This is a genomic window from Roseobacter insulae (genome assembly GCF_019375555.1).
Lineage (GTDB): Bacteria > Pseudomonadota > Alphaproteobacteria > Rhodobacterales > Rhodobacteraceae > Roseobacter > Roseobacter insulae.
In genome coordinates, this window is record NZ_JAHXDN010000003.1 from 333648 (window position 1) to 347722 (window position 14075).

The 14075-nt window shown below is 61.5% G+C and carries 14 protein-coding genes and 1 tRNA gene; 5 read left to right on the forward strand and 10 right to left on the reverse strand.

Annotated features, from left to right (window positions below; translation table 11 throughout):
• Positions 1 to 70 precede the first annotated feature (70 nt).
• From KX928_RS13110 to KX928_RS13130, 5 genes are all read right to left on the reverse strand, one after another.
• On the reverse strand, positions 71 to 1258 hold the full coding sequence (locus KX928_RS13110) for a vWA domain-containing protein (RefSeq protein ID WP_219503131.1): 1188 nt from the start codon (positions 1256 to 1258) through the stop codon (positions 71 to 73).
• A 9-nt stretch (positions 1259 to 1267) separates the two neighbouring features.
• Complete coding sequence (locus KX928_RS13115; protein ID WP_219503134.1) at positions 1268 to 1435, reverse strand: apolipoprotein acyltransferase; 168 nt, start codon at positions 1433 to 1435, stop codon at positions 1268 to 1270.
• Between the two features lie 52 nt (positions 1436 to 1487).
• Entirely contained in the window at positions 1488 to 2852 is a 1365-nt protein-coding gene (locus tag KX928_RS13120; RefSeq protein ID WP_219503135.1) for a DUF2927 domain-containing protein, read from the reverse strand.
• Complete coding sequence (locus tag KX928_RS13125; protein ID WP_219503138.1) at positions 2849 to 3304, reverse strand: GNAT family N-acetyltransferase; 456 nt, start codon at positions 3302 to 3304, stop codon at positions 2849 to 2851. Before KX928_RS13125 ends, KX928_RS13120 begins: the two co-directional genes overlap by 4 nt.
• 110 nt (positions 3305 to 3414) lie before the next feature.
• The gene (locus tag KX928_RS13130) at positions 3415 to 4254 is read right to left on the reverse strand and encodes an AAA family ATPase (protein WP_219503140.1); all 840 of its coding nucleotides are present in this window, start codon (positions 4252 to 4254) and stop codon (positions 3415 to 3417) included.
• A 135-nt stretch (positions 4255 to 4389) separates the two neighbouring features.
• On the opposite strand from KX928_RS13130, the gene dksA reads away from it, so the two are divergent.
• Together dksA and KX928_RS13140 are read left to right on the forward strand one after the other, a co-directional pair.
• A complete protein-coding gene (gene dksA, locus KX928_RS13135; RefSeq protein ID WP_219503143.1) occupies positions 4390 to 4845 on the forward strand; it encodes an RNA polymerase-binding protein DksA in 456 nt (151 codons plus the stop codon).
• A 76-nt stretch (positions 4846 to 4921) separates the two neighbouring features.
• Positions 4922 to 6079 (forward strand): FAD-dependent monooxygenase, encoded by a 1158-nt coding sequence (locus KX928_RS13140; RefSeq protein WP_219503145.1) that lies wholly within the window; start codon positions 4922 to 4924, stop codon positions 6077 to 6079.
• A gap of 75 nt (positions 6080 to 6154) precedes the next feature.
• On the opposite strand, the gene ocd is transcribed toward KX928_RS13140, so the two are convergent.
• Genes ocd through rocF form a run of 3 tightly spaced genes read right to left on the reverse strand, consistent with a single transcriptional unit; the run spans position 6155 to position 9055 of the window.
• Positions 6155 to 7210: an ornithine cyclodeaminase gene (gene ocd, locus KX928_RS13145; protein WP_219503148.1), complete on the reverse strand. Its 1056-nt coding sequence runs from the start codon at positions 7208 to 7210 to the stop codon at positions 6155 to 6157.
• 1 nt (position 7211) lies between these two features.
• The gene (gene ctlX, locus KX928_RS13150; protein ID WP_219503843.1) at positions 7212 to 8135 is read right to left on the reverse strand and encodes a citrulline utilization hydrolase CtlX; all 924 of its coding nucleotides are present in this window, start codon (positions 8133 to 8135) and stop codon (positions 7212 to 7214) included.
• Positions 8135 to 9055 carry an arginase gene (rocF, locus tag KX928_RS13155; protein ID WP_219503150.1) on the reverse strand — a complete coding sequence of 307 codons (921 nt, stop codon included), beginning with the start codon at positions 9053 to 9055 and terminating at the stop codon, positions 8135 to 8137. The genes ctlX and rocF overlap by 1 nt, the downstream gene beginning before the upstream one ends.
• Positions 9056 to 9164: 109 nt before the next feature.
• On the opposite strand from rocF, the gene KX928_RS13160 reads away from it, so the two are divergent.
• Positions 9165 to 9590, forward strand: a complete 426-nt coding sequence (locus tag KX928_RS13160) for an Lrp/AsnC family transcriptional regulator (protein WP_219503152.1) — start codon at positions 9165 to 9167, stop codon at positions 9588 to 9590.
• Here KX928_RS13160 and KX928_RS13165 read toward each other — a convergent pair.
• Both KX928_RS13165 and KX928_RS13170 read right to left on the reverse strand, forming a co-directional pair.
• The gene (locus KX928_RS13165) at positions 9587 to 10045 is read right to left on the reverse strand and encodes a disulfide bond formation protein B (protein ID WP_219503155.1); all 459 of its coding nucleotides are present in this window, start codon (positions 10043 to 10045) and stop codon (positions 9587 to 9589) included. The two genes, KX928_RS13160 and KX928_RS13165, sit on opposite strands and share 4 nt — an antisense overlap.
• Positions 10042 to 10620, reverse strand: coding sequence for a YqaA family protein (locus KX928_RS13170; protein WP_219503158.1), 579 nt, complete (start codon positions 10618 to 10620; stop codon positions 10042 to 10044). Before KX928_RS13170 ends, KX928_RS13165 begins: the two co-directional genes overlap by 4 nt.
• A 129-nt stretch (positions 10621 to 10749) precedes the next feature.
• Here KX928_RS13170 and KX928_RS13175 point away from each other — a divergent pair.
• Positions 10750 to 10833 (forward strand) — tRNA-Leu (locus KX928_RS13175).
• Positions 10834 to 11463: 630 nt separating this feature from the next.
• Entirely contained in the window at positions 11464 to 13998 is a 2535-nt protein-coding gene (locus KX928_RS13180) for a Hint domain-containing protein (RefSeq protein WP_219503160.1), read from the forward strand.
• Positions 13999 to 14075: the final 77 nt, after the last annotated feature.

A 14075-nucleotide genomic window follows, 5' to 3' on the forward strand; every position in this document is an offset into this window, starting at 1 on the left:
GACAGCGCCGGCGGCAAGTTTGGGGAGCCTCCGGCGGGGATATTTTTAAACCAGAGAAGCCCGCGGAGCGTCAGCGGGTGAGCGTTTTCATGCCGCGGGAGAGACCTTCCAGTGTCATCGGCACCATTGCCCCCGGTCCGATGATCTCCTGAATCATTGAGATCGATTGCGTATAGGGCCAGTATTTCTCCGGTACCGGGTTGATCCAGAGCGTTGCCGCCCATTGCTCCCGCGCCCGGGTCAGCCAGGTGGCGCCGCTTTCCGCGTTCCAGTGCTCTGATGCGCCGCCGGGGTAGGCAACCTCGTAGGGTGACATCGATGCATCCCCGACGAAGATGCATTTGTAATCCGGCCCGTAGGTGCGCAGAACTTCATGTGTCGGGATCTGGGCGTCCCATCGGCGCCGGTTGTCGCGCCACACGCCTTCGTAGAGGCAATTGTGAAAGTAGTAATATTCCATGTGTTTGAATTCGGCCCGCGCCGCGGAAAAAAGCTCTTCAACCACTTTCACGTGGGGGTCCATCGAGCCGCCCACATCCAGAAAGAGCAGGACCTTGACCGCATTGCGCCGTTCCGGCCGGGTTTTGACATCCAGATAGCCGTGTTCGGCGGTGGCGCGGATGGTGCCGTTCAGGTCCAGTTCTTCATCCGCACCGTCGCGGGCCCACCGGCGCAGGCGTTTCAGCGCCACTTTGATGTTGCGGGTTCCCAGTTCGACGGTGTCGTCCAGATTTCTGAACTCCCGCTTGTCCCAGACCTTTGTCGCCCGCTGATGCCGCGAGCGGTCCTGACCGATGCGCACGCCTTCGGGATTGTACCCATAGGCGCCAAAGGGCGAGGTGCCCGCGGTGCCGATCCACTTGTTGCCGCCCTGATGCCGCCCTTGCTGCTCTTGGAGGCGTTTTTTCAGCGTTTCCATGAGTTTGTCAAAACCGCCCAAGGCGTCGATCTCGGCCTTTTCTTCGGCTGTCAGGTGCTTTTCGGCCATTTTCTCAAGCCAGTCGGCGGGGATGTCCACCGCTTCCAGCACCTCCTGGACGGAGATGTTTTCGAGTCCGGAAAAGGCCGCGGCAAAGGCGCGGTCGAACTTGTCGATGTTGCGCTCGTCTTTGACCAGCGTTACCCGCGCAAGGTAGTAGAATGCCTCGACGTCATAGGTGGCCAGGCCTGCCTGCATGCCTTCGAGAAAGGCCAGAAACTCCCGCAGGGAGACAGGCACGGCATTTTTTCGCAGAGCGTCGAAAAAGGGCAGGAACATGGGGCAGGTTTAGACCATGATGCGGTGTACGACCACAGTTACGATCATGCCGACCACGACAAATGCCATCGCATACCCCGCCGCATACTGGGCGATGTCCTTCCAATTGCCCTTGCGTCGGGCGGCGGTAACGCCGCCGATGATAGCACCCAGAATGGCTGCAAGAATGACGATCATCTGAACCCTCTTTGATCTTCGGCCCGGTTGCTGACGTCACCCGGTGTCCCGGTCAGACCGGTGCGTTTTGCGGATTGAGTTCGGAGATTTCCCGCAGTTTCGCCCGCACCGCCCAATCAGCGCCAAAGCCGTAGCGCGCCCACCCCAGACTGTCCAGCCTGACGGCGCGTGCCTCGGCGGCACGTCCGGTCAGATCAAGCGCCTCGGCGCGCAGCAGTTGCAGGGTGGCCAGCAGCGCCGCGTTCTGCGACATGCGCGCGGCATCGATGTTGGGGTCAAGAATGCGGAGCGCCCGGTTGCCGTTGCCGCTGGCGATTTCATAGGCGGCAAGTTGCGTTGCGACATAGGCGCGGTGCAGCTGCGTATCGACTGATTTGGCGTAGAACCTGTCGGCGATGATGTATTGCTGCTGCGCCGCGACCGGGTTGATACCCTGCAACAACCGGCCCTTGGCGTAATGCGCAAAGGCACGTCGATTATCCGCCCAGCCCCGATTCACTGCAATGCGAATGGCGTCGTCGGTCGCGGCCCGGCGCGCGGCGCGGCCTGACCCGGGCCCCAGCGCGGTTTGGATCGCGTGTTTCCATTCCTGCGGTGTCGGGTCGGGCGCGGTGCGCGCGGCCGACTTGCCGCGTGGATTGATCCGGGCGAAAATGGCGGGAAGGCGATGCACGACTTCCTCGCGCGTCATGCCGGACCGCAGTTCAGGCGCATAGGTCGCGCGCAGGATCAGCATGTCGAAATTCGTGAGCACCGTGTGCACATTATCGTCGTTGAACACCGAATTGGGCAGGCGGTAAAGGTCGTTGAGCGGACCCAGCGCCTGTGCCAGTTCCTCGTGCAGGCAATCGCGGACTTCCTGGGGGCTGGCGTCACTGGGGACGAAGATTGCCAGTTTTTCGCGTTTTTGCAGAAGGGTCCAGTTGGTGCGCTGCTTGCGGCGGGCGGTCCTGTAATCGGACAGGGAGCTGACGTTCGGGGCCACGAAACAAGCCGCTTGCGGCAGCACCCGTCGGATATCGGATCGGGGCACGGCCTGAAGGGTGATGTTTGCGGCAGACGAGGCGGTTGTGGTGATTTCGATGCCCGCCTCGTCGCGCAACCGCCCCAGAAGCGCGGAAAGATCGTTTTTCAGGGTGGCAGGCGGTGCACCCGTCAGGCGCAGCGTTATCGGCCCCTCGAAGCGGGTGAAAACCGGCAGCGGGCGGCCGCTTTCCATCTGGAAGGACAGATCCTGAAAATCGCGCAGGAGGTCGGTGTTGGAGACAGCAGGCGCGCTGATGGCGGCGCGGCCAAAGGATTTCATCGGGGGCAGGGTGCTTTCCGCAATCACCGCCCGCGAAGGGGTGCCGCCCTGGGTCACCGGGACGCAGGCATTCAGGATCATCACCACGGGCAGGATCAACCGGCGCTTCATGCCCGATTGTACCGGATGAAAGCCGTCTTGACGCCAATGCGGTCATAAAGCTTGCGGGCCTGCGTGTTGAAATCCTGTGTCAGCCAGTAAACGCTCGGCACGCCGGCCGCGTCGGCTGCGGCATAGACTGCCTCGATCAAGGCGCGCCCGACGCCTTGGCCGCGTACATCCGGGTCAGCGTAGAGGTCCTGCAGATAGCAGGTATTGGCCTCGGACCAGCCATGACGATGGAAGAGATAATGGGTCAGACCGATGAGCGTGCCATCACTTTCCGCCACCAACCCGTTGAAATCCTGAGGATCATCGCCCAGCAGGCGATCAAAATAGAGATCAAAGAGTTCCGCGGGACGGGTGGTCTCGTAAAACGCCAGATAGGCTGTCCATAAAACAGCCCACTGGTCCTTGTCGGACGCGCGCAACGGGCGCACGACAACGGGTGTCGATTTTGTCATTTTTGCCTGCCTAAAGCCTCTGCCCGCGGTCTTGGCGCCGCGGATCTCCGTCAGTCTAGAAACCAATTAAGGCAAGTTTGTGGCAATTGAGGCAATTCTTGGGCAGATACTTATCGGCCGCTGCGGGCCAGAAAGGCCAGCCGCTCGAACAGGTGCACGTCCTGTTCATTCTTGAGCAGCGCACCGTGCAGTTTGGGAAGCGCATTGGCCCCCGAGGATTTGAGGTCTTCAGCGCTCATATCCTCGGCAAGCAGCAGTTTCAGCCAGTCCAGAACTTCGGATGTGGAGGGCTTTTTCTTCAAACCGGCCTGATCGCGGACCTCGTAGAACTGTGTCAGCGCCGTGGTCAGAAGGCTTTCCTTGATGCCGGGAAAATGCACTTCGACGATCTGGCGCAGGGTCTCGATCTCGGGGAAGCGGATATAGTGGAAGAAACACCGCCGAAGAAAGGCGTCTGGCAGTTCCTTTTCATTGTTGGAGGTGATGATGACCACGGGGCGATGGCGTGCCCTGATCGTCTCGCCGGTCTCGTAGACAAAGAACTCCATCTTGTCGAGTTCCTGCAACAGGTCGTTGGGAAACTCGATGTCCGCCTTGTCGATCTCATCAATCAGCAAAACGACCTTCTGGTCGGCCTCGAAAGCCTCCCAGAGTTTGCCCTTGCGGATGTAATTGCTGACGTCATGGACGCGCTCTTCGCCCAACTGGCTGTCGCGCAGGCGGCTCACGGCGTCATATTCGTACAGACCCTGTTGCGCACGGGTCGTCGATTTGATGTTCCATTCGATCATCGGCAGACCCAGCGCGCTGCTGACCTGTTTGGCCAGTTCGGTCTTGCCGGTGCCGGGCTCGCCCTTGACAAGAAGGGGGCGCTCCAGCGTGACAGCCGCGTTTACGGCGACGGTCAGGTCCTCCGTCGCGATGTAATCGGCGGTTCCTTGGAATTTCATTCTTCTGTCAACCCTTTGCGCGATGAATTCTTGTTTCGCTTTTAGCCAGAATTCTTCAGCTTTGTGTAGTGACAATTGCAAAGACGTGGGGTAGATCGTGCCGCATGGGGGCACTTGCCTGAGGACAAGTCGCGTATGAATGACGTTAGCCACGTTGAGGGGAAGCAAATGAAACAGGAAGTGTTTCTGCCGGATGATTATCGTCCGGCCGAAGACGAACCGTTCATGAACGAACGACAGGTAGAGTATTTTCGGCGTAAGTTGTTGAATTGGCGCTCAGAGTTGTTGGCGGGCAGCCGCGACACGATCGAAGGTCTGCAGGACGGCACACGCAATATTCCCGATGTTGCTGATCGGGCTTCCGAAGAAACTGACCGCGCGCTCGAACTGCGCACCCGGGACCGCCAGCGCAAGCTGGTCAGCAAGATCGACGGCGCCCTGCGCCGCATCGAAGAAGGCGAATTCGGATATTGCTCGGTCACCGGTGAGCCGATTTCTCTGAAACGTCTCGACGCACGGCCCATTGCCACCATGAGCCTTGAAGCACAGGAACGCCATGAACGCCGCGAGAAGGTGCACCGCGACGATTGATCAGGCTCCCATCGAGCTGATGAGAGTTTAGAAACGTCGGAGCCTTGGCTTCGACGTTTTTTATTTTGAGGATCCGATGATCAAAAATGCGATTGTTGTTGGCGGTGGTGTTGGCGGCCTGGCCTGTGCCACAGCGCTGGCCCGCGAAGGTGTGGCGGTGACAGTGCTGGAACAGGCGCCTGAAATCGCCGAAGTGGGGGCCGGCCTTCAGATCAGCCCGAACGGTCTGGCGGTTTTGCGCGCCCTGGGCCTTGAAGGCGGGTTGTCGCGCAGGGGGGCTGTTCAGGCACAGGCGGTTGTGCTGGCCGATTACAAACGCGGCGCGCAGGTTGCGCGACTGGACCTGACCCGGCTGCACGGTCAACGGTATCTATTTGTGCACCGCGCGGACCTGATTGCCCTGCTTGCCCAGGCCGCGCGGCAGGCCAATGTAAGCGTGGAGCTGGGCCGCAAGGTCTCTGCGGTGGTCCCCGGCGATGTGCCGCAGGTCCGTTTCGACGATGGCACGTCTGTGCGGGCGGAAGTTGTGATCTGCGCGGACGGGCTGCATTCGGTCGGCCGACAGGCCGTGTCGCCGGGGCCCAGGGCGGTGTTTACCGGTCAGGTGGCATGGCGCGCCCTTGTGCCGGGCGCGGATATGCCGCCCGAAGCGCGCGTGACAATGGCCCCGGGGCGGCATCTGGTCAGCTACCCGGTCCGGGACGGGGCCTTCACCAATCTGGTGGCCGTGCAGGAACGGGACAGCTGGGCCGACGAGGGCTGGCATCACAAGGATGACCCCGAGGCCCTGCGCGCGGCCTTTGCCGATTTCGGGGACCCGGCGCAGGCGCTGCTGGCGGATGTCAAGGAGGTCAGCCTCTGGGGGCTGTTCCGGCATCCCGTGGCAGACACATGGGCGCGTGACAACGTGGCCTTAGTGGGAGATGCCGCGCATCCAACGCTGCCCTTTCTCGCACAGGGGGCCAATCTTGCCCTGGAAGACGCCTGGGTGCTGTCGCGCTGCCTGTTGGAGGACAGCTTGCAAACAGGCTATCAAACGCTGCGCAAGCCCCGCGCCGCACGCGTGATCGAGGCGGCCAGCGGCAACGCCTGGAAATACCATCTGCCAAACGGGCCGGTCCGGCAACTGGCGCATCTGGGGCTGGCACTGGGCAGCAAGCTGATGCCGGGCCTGATGATGCGCCAGTTCGATTGGATATACGGCCACGACGTCACCAAGGACGGGAAACGGTGATCCAGCGGCGTGCGGCGGTGCCGCACACGCCATTGTTTGGTTTTGGGCCTGCCCAAAACGGCCCGTGGCCTGCGGTCAGGCCTGTAGCGACCGTTGCAGCATGCCGAAAAGATCCCTTGGATCATCCGGATCAGCCAGCAGGTCAAGCGGATGGAAGAGTTGCGTCTCCCTGATCTGTTCGCGCACGTAGCGCAGCGCGCTGAAATCCTCGATCGCGAACCCTACCGAGTCGAAAAGCGTGATCTGCCTGTCGGATGTGCGGCCCTCCGCCTGGCCGGTCAGCACCTGCCATATCTCCGTGACCGGATGGGTCGCATCCAGTTGCTGGATTTCGCCTTCGATCCGGGTTTGCTCGGGGTATTCCACGAAGATGTCGGAGCGGTGCAGGATCGCCGGCGCCAGTTCGGTCTTGCCCGGACAATCCCCCCCGATGGCGTTAATGTGCACGCCAGCGCCGATCATATTGTCGGTCAGGATCGTCGCATATTGCTTATCGGCCGTGCAGGTGGTGATGATCTGCGCGCCCATGATGGCATCTTCGGCGCTGGTGCAGGGCGTCACCGTCAACCCGAGCCCGGCGAGGTTGGCCGCGCATTTCCGCGTGGCGGCGCTGTCGACATCATAAAGCCTCACCTCGCTGATCCCGCAAATAGCTTTCATGGCAAGGCTTTGAAATTCCGACTGCGCGCCATTCCCGATCATTGCCATGGTCGTCGCACCCTTGGGGGCCAGCAGCCGCGCCACCAGCGCGGAGGTGGCTGCCGTCCGCATTGCCGTCAGCATGGTCATTTCCGACAGGAGCACCGGATAGCCGCTGCCCACATCCGCCAGCAGACCGAAGGCGGTGACCGTCTGTAACCCCTCCGCGGTGTTCTTGGGGTGACCGTTGACATATTTGAAGCCGTAGACCTCGCCATCTGATGTCGGCATCAGCTCGATCACGCCTTCGGCGGAGTGGCTGGCGACGCGCGGTGTCTTGTCAAACAGCTGCCAGCGCCTGAAATCGGTTTCGATGTAATCCGCAAGGCCGCGCAGCATGTCTTCGATCCCGATATGGTGGATCAGCTGCATCATGTGATCGACCGAAACGAAGGGGACAAGCGCCTTGTCGGAGGGGGAGAGGTTGGTCATGTCAGGCTCCTGTCGGGGAACGGCGCGCAAGGTGCAGACCTGCGATCATGCAGCGCACGGAGCCACCGGCGGTTTCAAGGGTCGGGATAGAGAGGGGCAGAAGCGTCGCATGCGCCTCGATGCGTCTTTTCTGATCTGTGTCCAGTGCGGCAAGGGCGCGCCGGGACAGCGCCAGCACGGGTCCGTCCTTGCCGCAAAGCTCGATCGCGTTTCCGGCGAATTCGCCGATCTGGTCTGTGCCCAGCCCGATCACATCGCGCCCGGTTTCGCGCAGCCGTTCGGCCACGGTCTCTCGACAGTGTGGATGCGTGATCATCTCCAGCCCGACCATGGCAAACCGCGTGCCGATCGTCATCAGAACGTTGGTGTGATAGACCGGTCGCCCCTGCGCATCCCGGGCGTCAAAGGCGATCGGTTCGAAGTTGAAATGGGTGCAGAAGCGTTCCAGCAAGGCAGGATCGGCACGACGGGATCTTGCGACATAGGCGATGCGCCCGATGTGGTCGAGCACCATGGCACCCGTGCCTTCAAGCGCCAGACCGTCCTGTTCCAGCCCGGAGTAATCGATGACATCCTGAACCCGGTACTGCGTTTTCAGCATATCGATAATGTCCCACCGGCGTTCTCGGCGACGGTTGGCGGCATGCATCGGATAGACCGCGATATGGCCGCCCGAATGTGTCGACAACCAGTTGTTGGGAAACACGCTGTCGGGCGTTTCCATGCCCGTGTCATCGAAATCATGCACGGTGACGCCATGGGCGCGCAGACGTTCCACAACGCCGTCAAACTCGGAGCGCGCGGCCACGCAGGGCGTGCCGGATGTCGCCCTCTGGAAAGCATTGTCGCCTTGCGTTTCGGGGTTGGAGTGGAAGTGATGCGGGCGGATCATCACGACGGCGGAAGGGGCCTGTACCTGCATGATCAGTAGGCGCGTGTGGGGCGGTCAAAGACACGACGCCCCAGCGCCGAGGCGGCCAGATCGACCATGACCCGGGCCGTGCGGCCGCGTTCATCCAGAAACGGGTTCAGTTCCACGAGATCGAGCGAGGTCATGAGACCGCTGTCGTGCAGCATTTCCATAACGAGATGGCCTTCGCGGATCGTGGCACCTCCGGGCACCGTCGTGCCCACCGCAGGGGCGACGGCGGGATCCAGAAAGTCCACATCCAGCGAGACGTGCAGCATGCCATTCGCGGCGGCCACACGCTCCAGGAATGCGGTCAGCGGCTTGGCAATGCCACTCTCGTCAATCTCGCGCATGTCGACGTGCTGAATGGAGGATTCCTGCAGGGCCGCCCGTTCGGCAGTGTCCACCGAGCGCAGACCGATGATCGCGATGTTGTCCTGCGGCAGTGGCCGGGTAACGGCCGGGAACCCGTCGAAGTCGGATCTGCCGGTCACGTAGCCCAGCGGGGTGCCATGCAGGTTGCCGCTGTCGGTTGTGACCGGCGTGTGAAAATCGCTGTGCGCGTCAAGCCAGAGCACGAACAATGGGCGGTTGATGGCGTCGGCGTGACGCATCGCCCCCAGTACGGTTCCGAGTGACAGCGAATGATCCCCTCCCAGAAAGATTGGCAATCCGTCTCGCAGGCTTGTTTCAGCGGCGGCAGCAAGCGCCTCTGTCCAGGCAATGGTTTCCTCGCGCGCGTGGATCTTGGCATGCGCTTGCGGCGTGAAGGGAGCAGGGCGCACATTGCCGCGGTCCTCAACGGTGTGACCCAGATCGCCAAGGGCGTCTGCCAGTCCGGCGGTGCGGTAGGCATCCGGACCCATCAGGCATCCGCGGCGGCGTTTGCCGCTATCGACAGGGGCACCAACAAGAATACAGGTTTGATGGGTCATCTGAGGCTCCGTGATGTGAGATGCCATGAAGATATCGACCGCTTCGGGATATCGACAAGTGGCCGAATTGTTCGTAACGTGATCTCATTACTCGAAACGGATGATCAAAATGGACGAAATGGACAGGCGCCTGATCGGCGTCCTCCGACATAATGCCCGGGCCACCCTGTCAGAACTGGCGTCAGGTCTGGGGCTGACGCGTGCGACGGTCCGAACCCGAATCGCGAAGCTTCAGGACCGGGGAGACATCCTTGGGTTTTCAGTTGTGATGAAGCAGGACGGTCTGACCGACCCGGTGCGCGGTCTGATGATGATCGCAATCGAGGGCAGGGGCACCGACAGGATCATTCGCCAGCTGGGCGGGATGCCGGAACTGCGGCGGGTTTATTCGACAAACGGGCGGTGGGACGTCATCGTCGAGATCGGTGCCAAAACACTTGAACAGTTCGACAACGTCCTCGCGCGCGTCCGTCGGCTCGACGGGGTGACGGCAAGCGAAACAAGTCTGCTGCTGAGCACCCGAAAATCGACCTAACGGCGCCGCAATGCGGTCAGCCAGAGGATCGCGAGGCCCAGGGAAACAAGCGCGTTCCAGCCTGCCATGCTGATCCCCAGCATTTCCCACGCGATCTCGTCGCATCTGACCAGCTGCGCAGACAGGATCTGATCCAGCAGTTCGTCCGCGCTCTTGCCGGTGATCGGACCGGACGAGCAGGTTGTCGGCCCTTGCCACCAGACCTGTTCAACCCCAACGTGGTAGAGGCCGACCGCAGCGGTGGCAAAGGCGGCAACAGCCCCCAGCACGACCAGCAGCGCGCTCTGAAGCCGCAGAGCCAGAAGCCCCAGCAGAACCGCGATCACATGCGGATATCGCTGCCAGATGCACAGCTTGCAGGGTGGCAGCCCACCAACATACTGGAAGGCGAACGCCCCGATCAACAGGGCGGCGGAACCGGCGGCTGCCAAGGTGATTGTCTGGTTGCGGGTCATAGCACCTTCAGGACAGCAAAGCCGCCCACCAGCAGGGCGACGAAGAGAGTGAACATCAGGCCCAGCCGCTTTTCAATGAAATCACGGATCGGCGCGCCGAATTTCCAGAGCAGAAACGCCACGATGAAGAATCGCAGGCCGCGGGCGAGGATCGACGTGGCGACAAAGGTCCCCAGCGGCATCGAGGTCCAGCCCGACATGATGGTGATGACCTTGTAGGGAAACGGCGTGACACCCGCCGTCAGGACAGCCCAGAATCCGAAATCATTGAAGCGCGTGTTGAACGCCGTCATCGCGCCCTCCTTGCCGAGGCTTTCGAGGATCGGCCGTCCGATCGCCTCGAAGGCAAAGGCCCCGATGGCGTACCCCAGCATGCCTCCAAGAACGGAGGCGACAAGCGCCACACCTGCGATCAGCCACGCGCGCGACGGGCGCGCAATGATCATCGGGATCATCAGGACGTCGGGGGGGATGGGAAACACCGAACTCTCGATGAAGCTCACGAAGGCGAGAACCCATAACGCACGAGGATGATCGACCTTGCCCAGCGTCCAGTCGTAGATTTTGCGCAGCATAAGTGTTCGATCCACCGTTATCGTGTCGGTGGCAGATCATGCGACGGGATGCGGGTCAAGGGAGCCGGGGCTCATTTGGTGGAAAATCCTCTTGCCGGACGGACAGGCACAGGGTAAGCCGCTCTCGTTGCCCAAGTGGCGGAATGGTAGACGCAGGGGATTCAAAATCCCCCGCCTTCGGGCGTGCCGGTTCGAGTCCGGCCTTGGGTACCACAGGCAACGCATCCCGCGATACGGGAAAGATCAGGCCGCAGCGGACGAGTTTGATTCGCTCTTTTCCCAAAGCAATCGCTCCGGACTGTGCCGTCTTGGTCGCAAGTTGCCGCCAAATCCGGATATTGTTCCGATTTCGGCGAAAATATGTCAAAAATGTGACACTGCGTGTTTTCGGCCCTGCGCGCCGCAGGCCCCAAGCGTCCGCGAAACGGCCAAACCAGTGAGCGGAGAGGCGATTCAGGAGGATATACAGCCAATTTCCCTTATTTTTCGGGAGCGGCCACGGGTCGCGGGAATATCCGATACCTAACCCCCGCGTGTGACATTGGATCCCCCTGCCATTCCTGCGAGAATCGCTGCGGCGTGACGCTGCAACCGCTGATAGTTTTCTGAGATTTTTCCCTTTTTCGCGTTCCGACGGATCGACTATCACTGACGGATGCATCCGGGCGCGGCACTTGCATCCGAGCAAGGTGTCAGCGGTGCGACGCGATAACGGCCACCAAGGTTGATGTCTGCGCCGCAGTCGCCCGACAGCATGGAAGGGCCAGTGCCCCGGTTGAGCCGCGGCAGGTCGGTACGTCCGCGCAATGTGCCATCAGCGCGGGCGGGTGAAGAGGGAAGAAGATGTCTGACGGCGACAGCGATCCGAATGCGGCCCATCTGGTTGGCTTCTGGGATTTCCTCACTGGGCAGGAAAACGAAGACACAGGTCTGGCCGATGGCATTGCTCAAAACGGTCAGGCATTTGGCGATGCGGAAGCCGAGGACGGTGCGCTCTCGCTGGACGGCCACAAGGATTATTTTTCGACGCGCGGCCCGGACGATCCGTTTGATCTGACCGAGGGGACTGTCGCCGTGCGGTTCACGCAAGGCGATCAACCGCACAAATCCCCCGCGATCCTTGTCAATCGGGGGGAATTCAACGACCGCTTTCAGGACGGGTATTTTGCCCTTGGCGTTACCGGGGACGGGCGGGTGACGGTCACCCACTCTTGCGGGGATGCGCGCCTTGATCTGACCACGGCGGATTGCCTGTTCGACGAGGGGGACGAGGTGGTCGTGACCTACGGCTGGTCGGCCGGCGCGGGCGGAACGCTGACCGTCGAGAACCTGTCCGATGGCACGCGGGACAGCTATGATTTCGATACGCTGGGTCTGGCGCTCACCACCCAGGATGACGATGGCGAGAACTTCACCTTCGGTGCGCGTGAAACGCGTGAAGACAACTATGCAAAGTTTTTCGAGGGCGAAATCGACTATGTCGCGGTGTACGACCGGGACATAGTCAACAATCCCGTGCTCGGGGATGGCATTGTCTCCGGCACCGATGATGCTGACGTCATCGACAGCGGCTATACCGGCGATCCAGAGGGTGATCGGATTGACGCGGGTGATGCAATCTTGCCCGGCGAGGCGCCCGATGACGATATTGTCGATGCCCGCGCCGGCGACGACATCGTGCGCGCGGGCGCCGGTGACGATGACATCTACGCCGGCGCAGGCAGCGATTTCGTCGATGGCGGAGACGGGGACGATCTGATCTACGGTGACCGGACGCTTGGCGGTGATCCCCCGGACGATCCCGTCGGGAACCCGGAACGCGAGGTACTGCGGTGGGATCTGGCACCGGGCCCCGACGCGGACGATCCGGTTGAAGAGGGCGATTCCCTTGCAGGCGGCTTTGTCCAGAACACCGGATCGGTGCGCGTCACGTTTACCGCGCGCGATGCGGCGGATGCGGCGACCACCTTCGCCGACAATGACCAGAACATCACCGGTATCGAGGACGACGGGGACGCGGTTGACGAAAACAGCTCGGTCGAAAGCCTGCTGCGCGGTGACGGGTTATCGGCTGAATACGAGATATCTTTCAACGCAAGCGTCACCAATGTTGATTTTCGCATCAACGACATCGACGGCGACGGCATTGTTAAAGTCAGTGCCTATGATGCCGATGGCGCGGAAATTCCGGTCACGCTGACCGGCGGCAACCGGCTGACGCTGACGGACACGGGCGGTGCCGCGGGCGCAGATACCGCAGACAGCGCCGGCGGCTACAACAACGACACCAGCGCAAGGTATTCCCTGCTGGTGGGCATCGACGGGCCTGTCGCACGGATTGTCATCACCCATTCGCAGGATGGCGATGCCGATACCGGCGTAAATTTCACCGATGTCTACTTCAACGCCCCGGTGCCGCAGCAGGGCGACACGATCCATGGCGGGGACGGGGATGACATCATCTTTGCCGAGGCCGGGGACGACACGGTTTTCGGCGATGCCGGGAATGATGTCATTTCGGGCGGCGCGGGCGCTGACAACCTGTCTGGAGGTGATGACAGGGACCGGTTCATCGATCTGGGTGCCGGGGATGATGTCGATGGCGGAGACGGGGGCGACGATTATGACACGCTGGACCTGACGGGGTCGGCGGGCGATGGCACCCTGACCGTGACCTATACCTCTGATGACCGCGAAGACGGGGTGGTCGATTACTTTGATGCGGATGGGAACGCCACCGGGCAACTGGTCTTCGAGGACATCGAAAACCTTGTGGGTGCCCCACCCATCTGCTTTACGCCCGGCACGTTGATTGCCACGCCGGAGGGAGAACGGCCGGTGGAAGACCTGCGCCCCGGCGATCGTGTCATCACCCGCGACAACGGCATCCAGGAGATCTGCTGGAAGGGTCAGCGTGGCATGACCGGGGCCGAGCTGGCGCTGCATCCGCACCATAGACCGATCAGGATCCGCAAGGGTGCTCTGGGCGGCGGCTTGCCGCTGCGGGACATGGTGCTGAGCCCGAACCACCGGGTGCTTGTGACCAATGACAAGACTGCGCTGTACTTTGAGGAAAACGAAGTCCTGGTTGCGGCGAAACACCTGACCGGATTGCCGGGGGTCGAGACAGCCAACGTGCGGTGGACAACCTACATTCACGTGATGTGCGCGCAGCATGAAGTTCTGTTGTCCGATGGTACTTGGACAGAAAGCTTCCAGCCCGGGGATTACAGTCTTGCCGGCATCGGAAATGCGCAGCGGACGGAGCTTGAGCATCTGTTCCCCGAGCTGAAAACACCGGCGGGCGCGGCCTCTTTTCAGGCGGCGCGCAGATCGCTGAAGAAATACGAGGCGCAGTTGCTCACACGCCAATCATAATCCGTTTCAACAGTTGGAATATGCAGCTTTCGCCGGTCTTCTTCCGGCGGAGCCTTAAAACGGGAGGGCTTGCTCTC

Bases quoted from the DNA above. Each gene is read 5' to 3' on its own strand.
- KX928_RS13170 (WP_219503158.1), bottom strand. From the start codon at position 10,620: ATGCTGCGCAAAATCTACGACTGGACGCTGGGCAAGGTCGATCATCCT.
- KX928_RS13115 (WP_219503134.1), bottom strand. From the start codon at position 1,435: ATGATCGTCATTCTTGCAGCCATTCTGGGTGCTATCATCGGCGGCGTT.
- KX928_RS13180 (WP_219503160.1), top strand. From the start codon at position 11,464: ATGTCTGACGGCGACAGCGATCCGAATGCGGCCCATCTGGTTGGCTTC.
- KX928_RS13110 (WP_219503131.1), bottom strand. From the start codon at position 1,258: ATGTTCCTGCCCTTTTTCGACGCTCTGCGAAAAAATGCCGTGCCTGTC.
- KX928_RS13160 (WP_219503152.1), top strand. From the start codon at position 9,165: ATGGACGAAATGGACAGGCGCCTGATCGGCGTCCTCCGACATAATGCC.
- dksA (WP_219503143.1), top strand. From the start codon at position 4,390: ATGAATGACGTTAGCCACGTTGAGGGGAAGCAAATGAAACAGGAAGTG.
- KX928_RS13125 (WP_219503138.1), bottom strand. From the start codon at position 3,304: ATGACAAAATCGACACCCGTTGTCGTGCGCCCGTTGCGCGCGTCCGAC.
- KX928_RS13165 (WP_219503155.1), bottom strand. From the start codon at position 10,045: ATGACCCGCAACCAGACAATCACCTTGGCAGCCGCCGGTTCCGCCGCC.
- KX928_RS13120 (WP_219503135.1), bottom strand. From the start codon at position 2,852: ATGAAGCGCCGGTTGATCCTGCCCGTGGTGATGATCCTGAATGCCTGC.
- ocd (WP_219503148.1), bottom strand. From the start codon at position 7,210: ATGACCAACCTCTCCCCCTCCGACAAGGCGCTTGTCCCCTTCGTTTCG.
- rocF (WP_219503150.1), bottom strand. From the start codon at position 9,055: ATGACCCATCAAACCTGTATTCTTGTTGGTGCCCCTGTCGATAGCGGC.
- KX928_RS13130 (WP_219503140.1), bottom strand. From the start codon at position 4,254: ATGAAATTCCAAGGAACCGCCGATTACATCGCGACGGAGGACCTGACC.
- KX928_RS13140 (WP_219503145.1), top strand. From the start codon at position 4,922: ATGATCAAAAATGCGATTGTTGTTGGCGGTGGTGTTGGCGGCCTGGCC.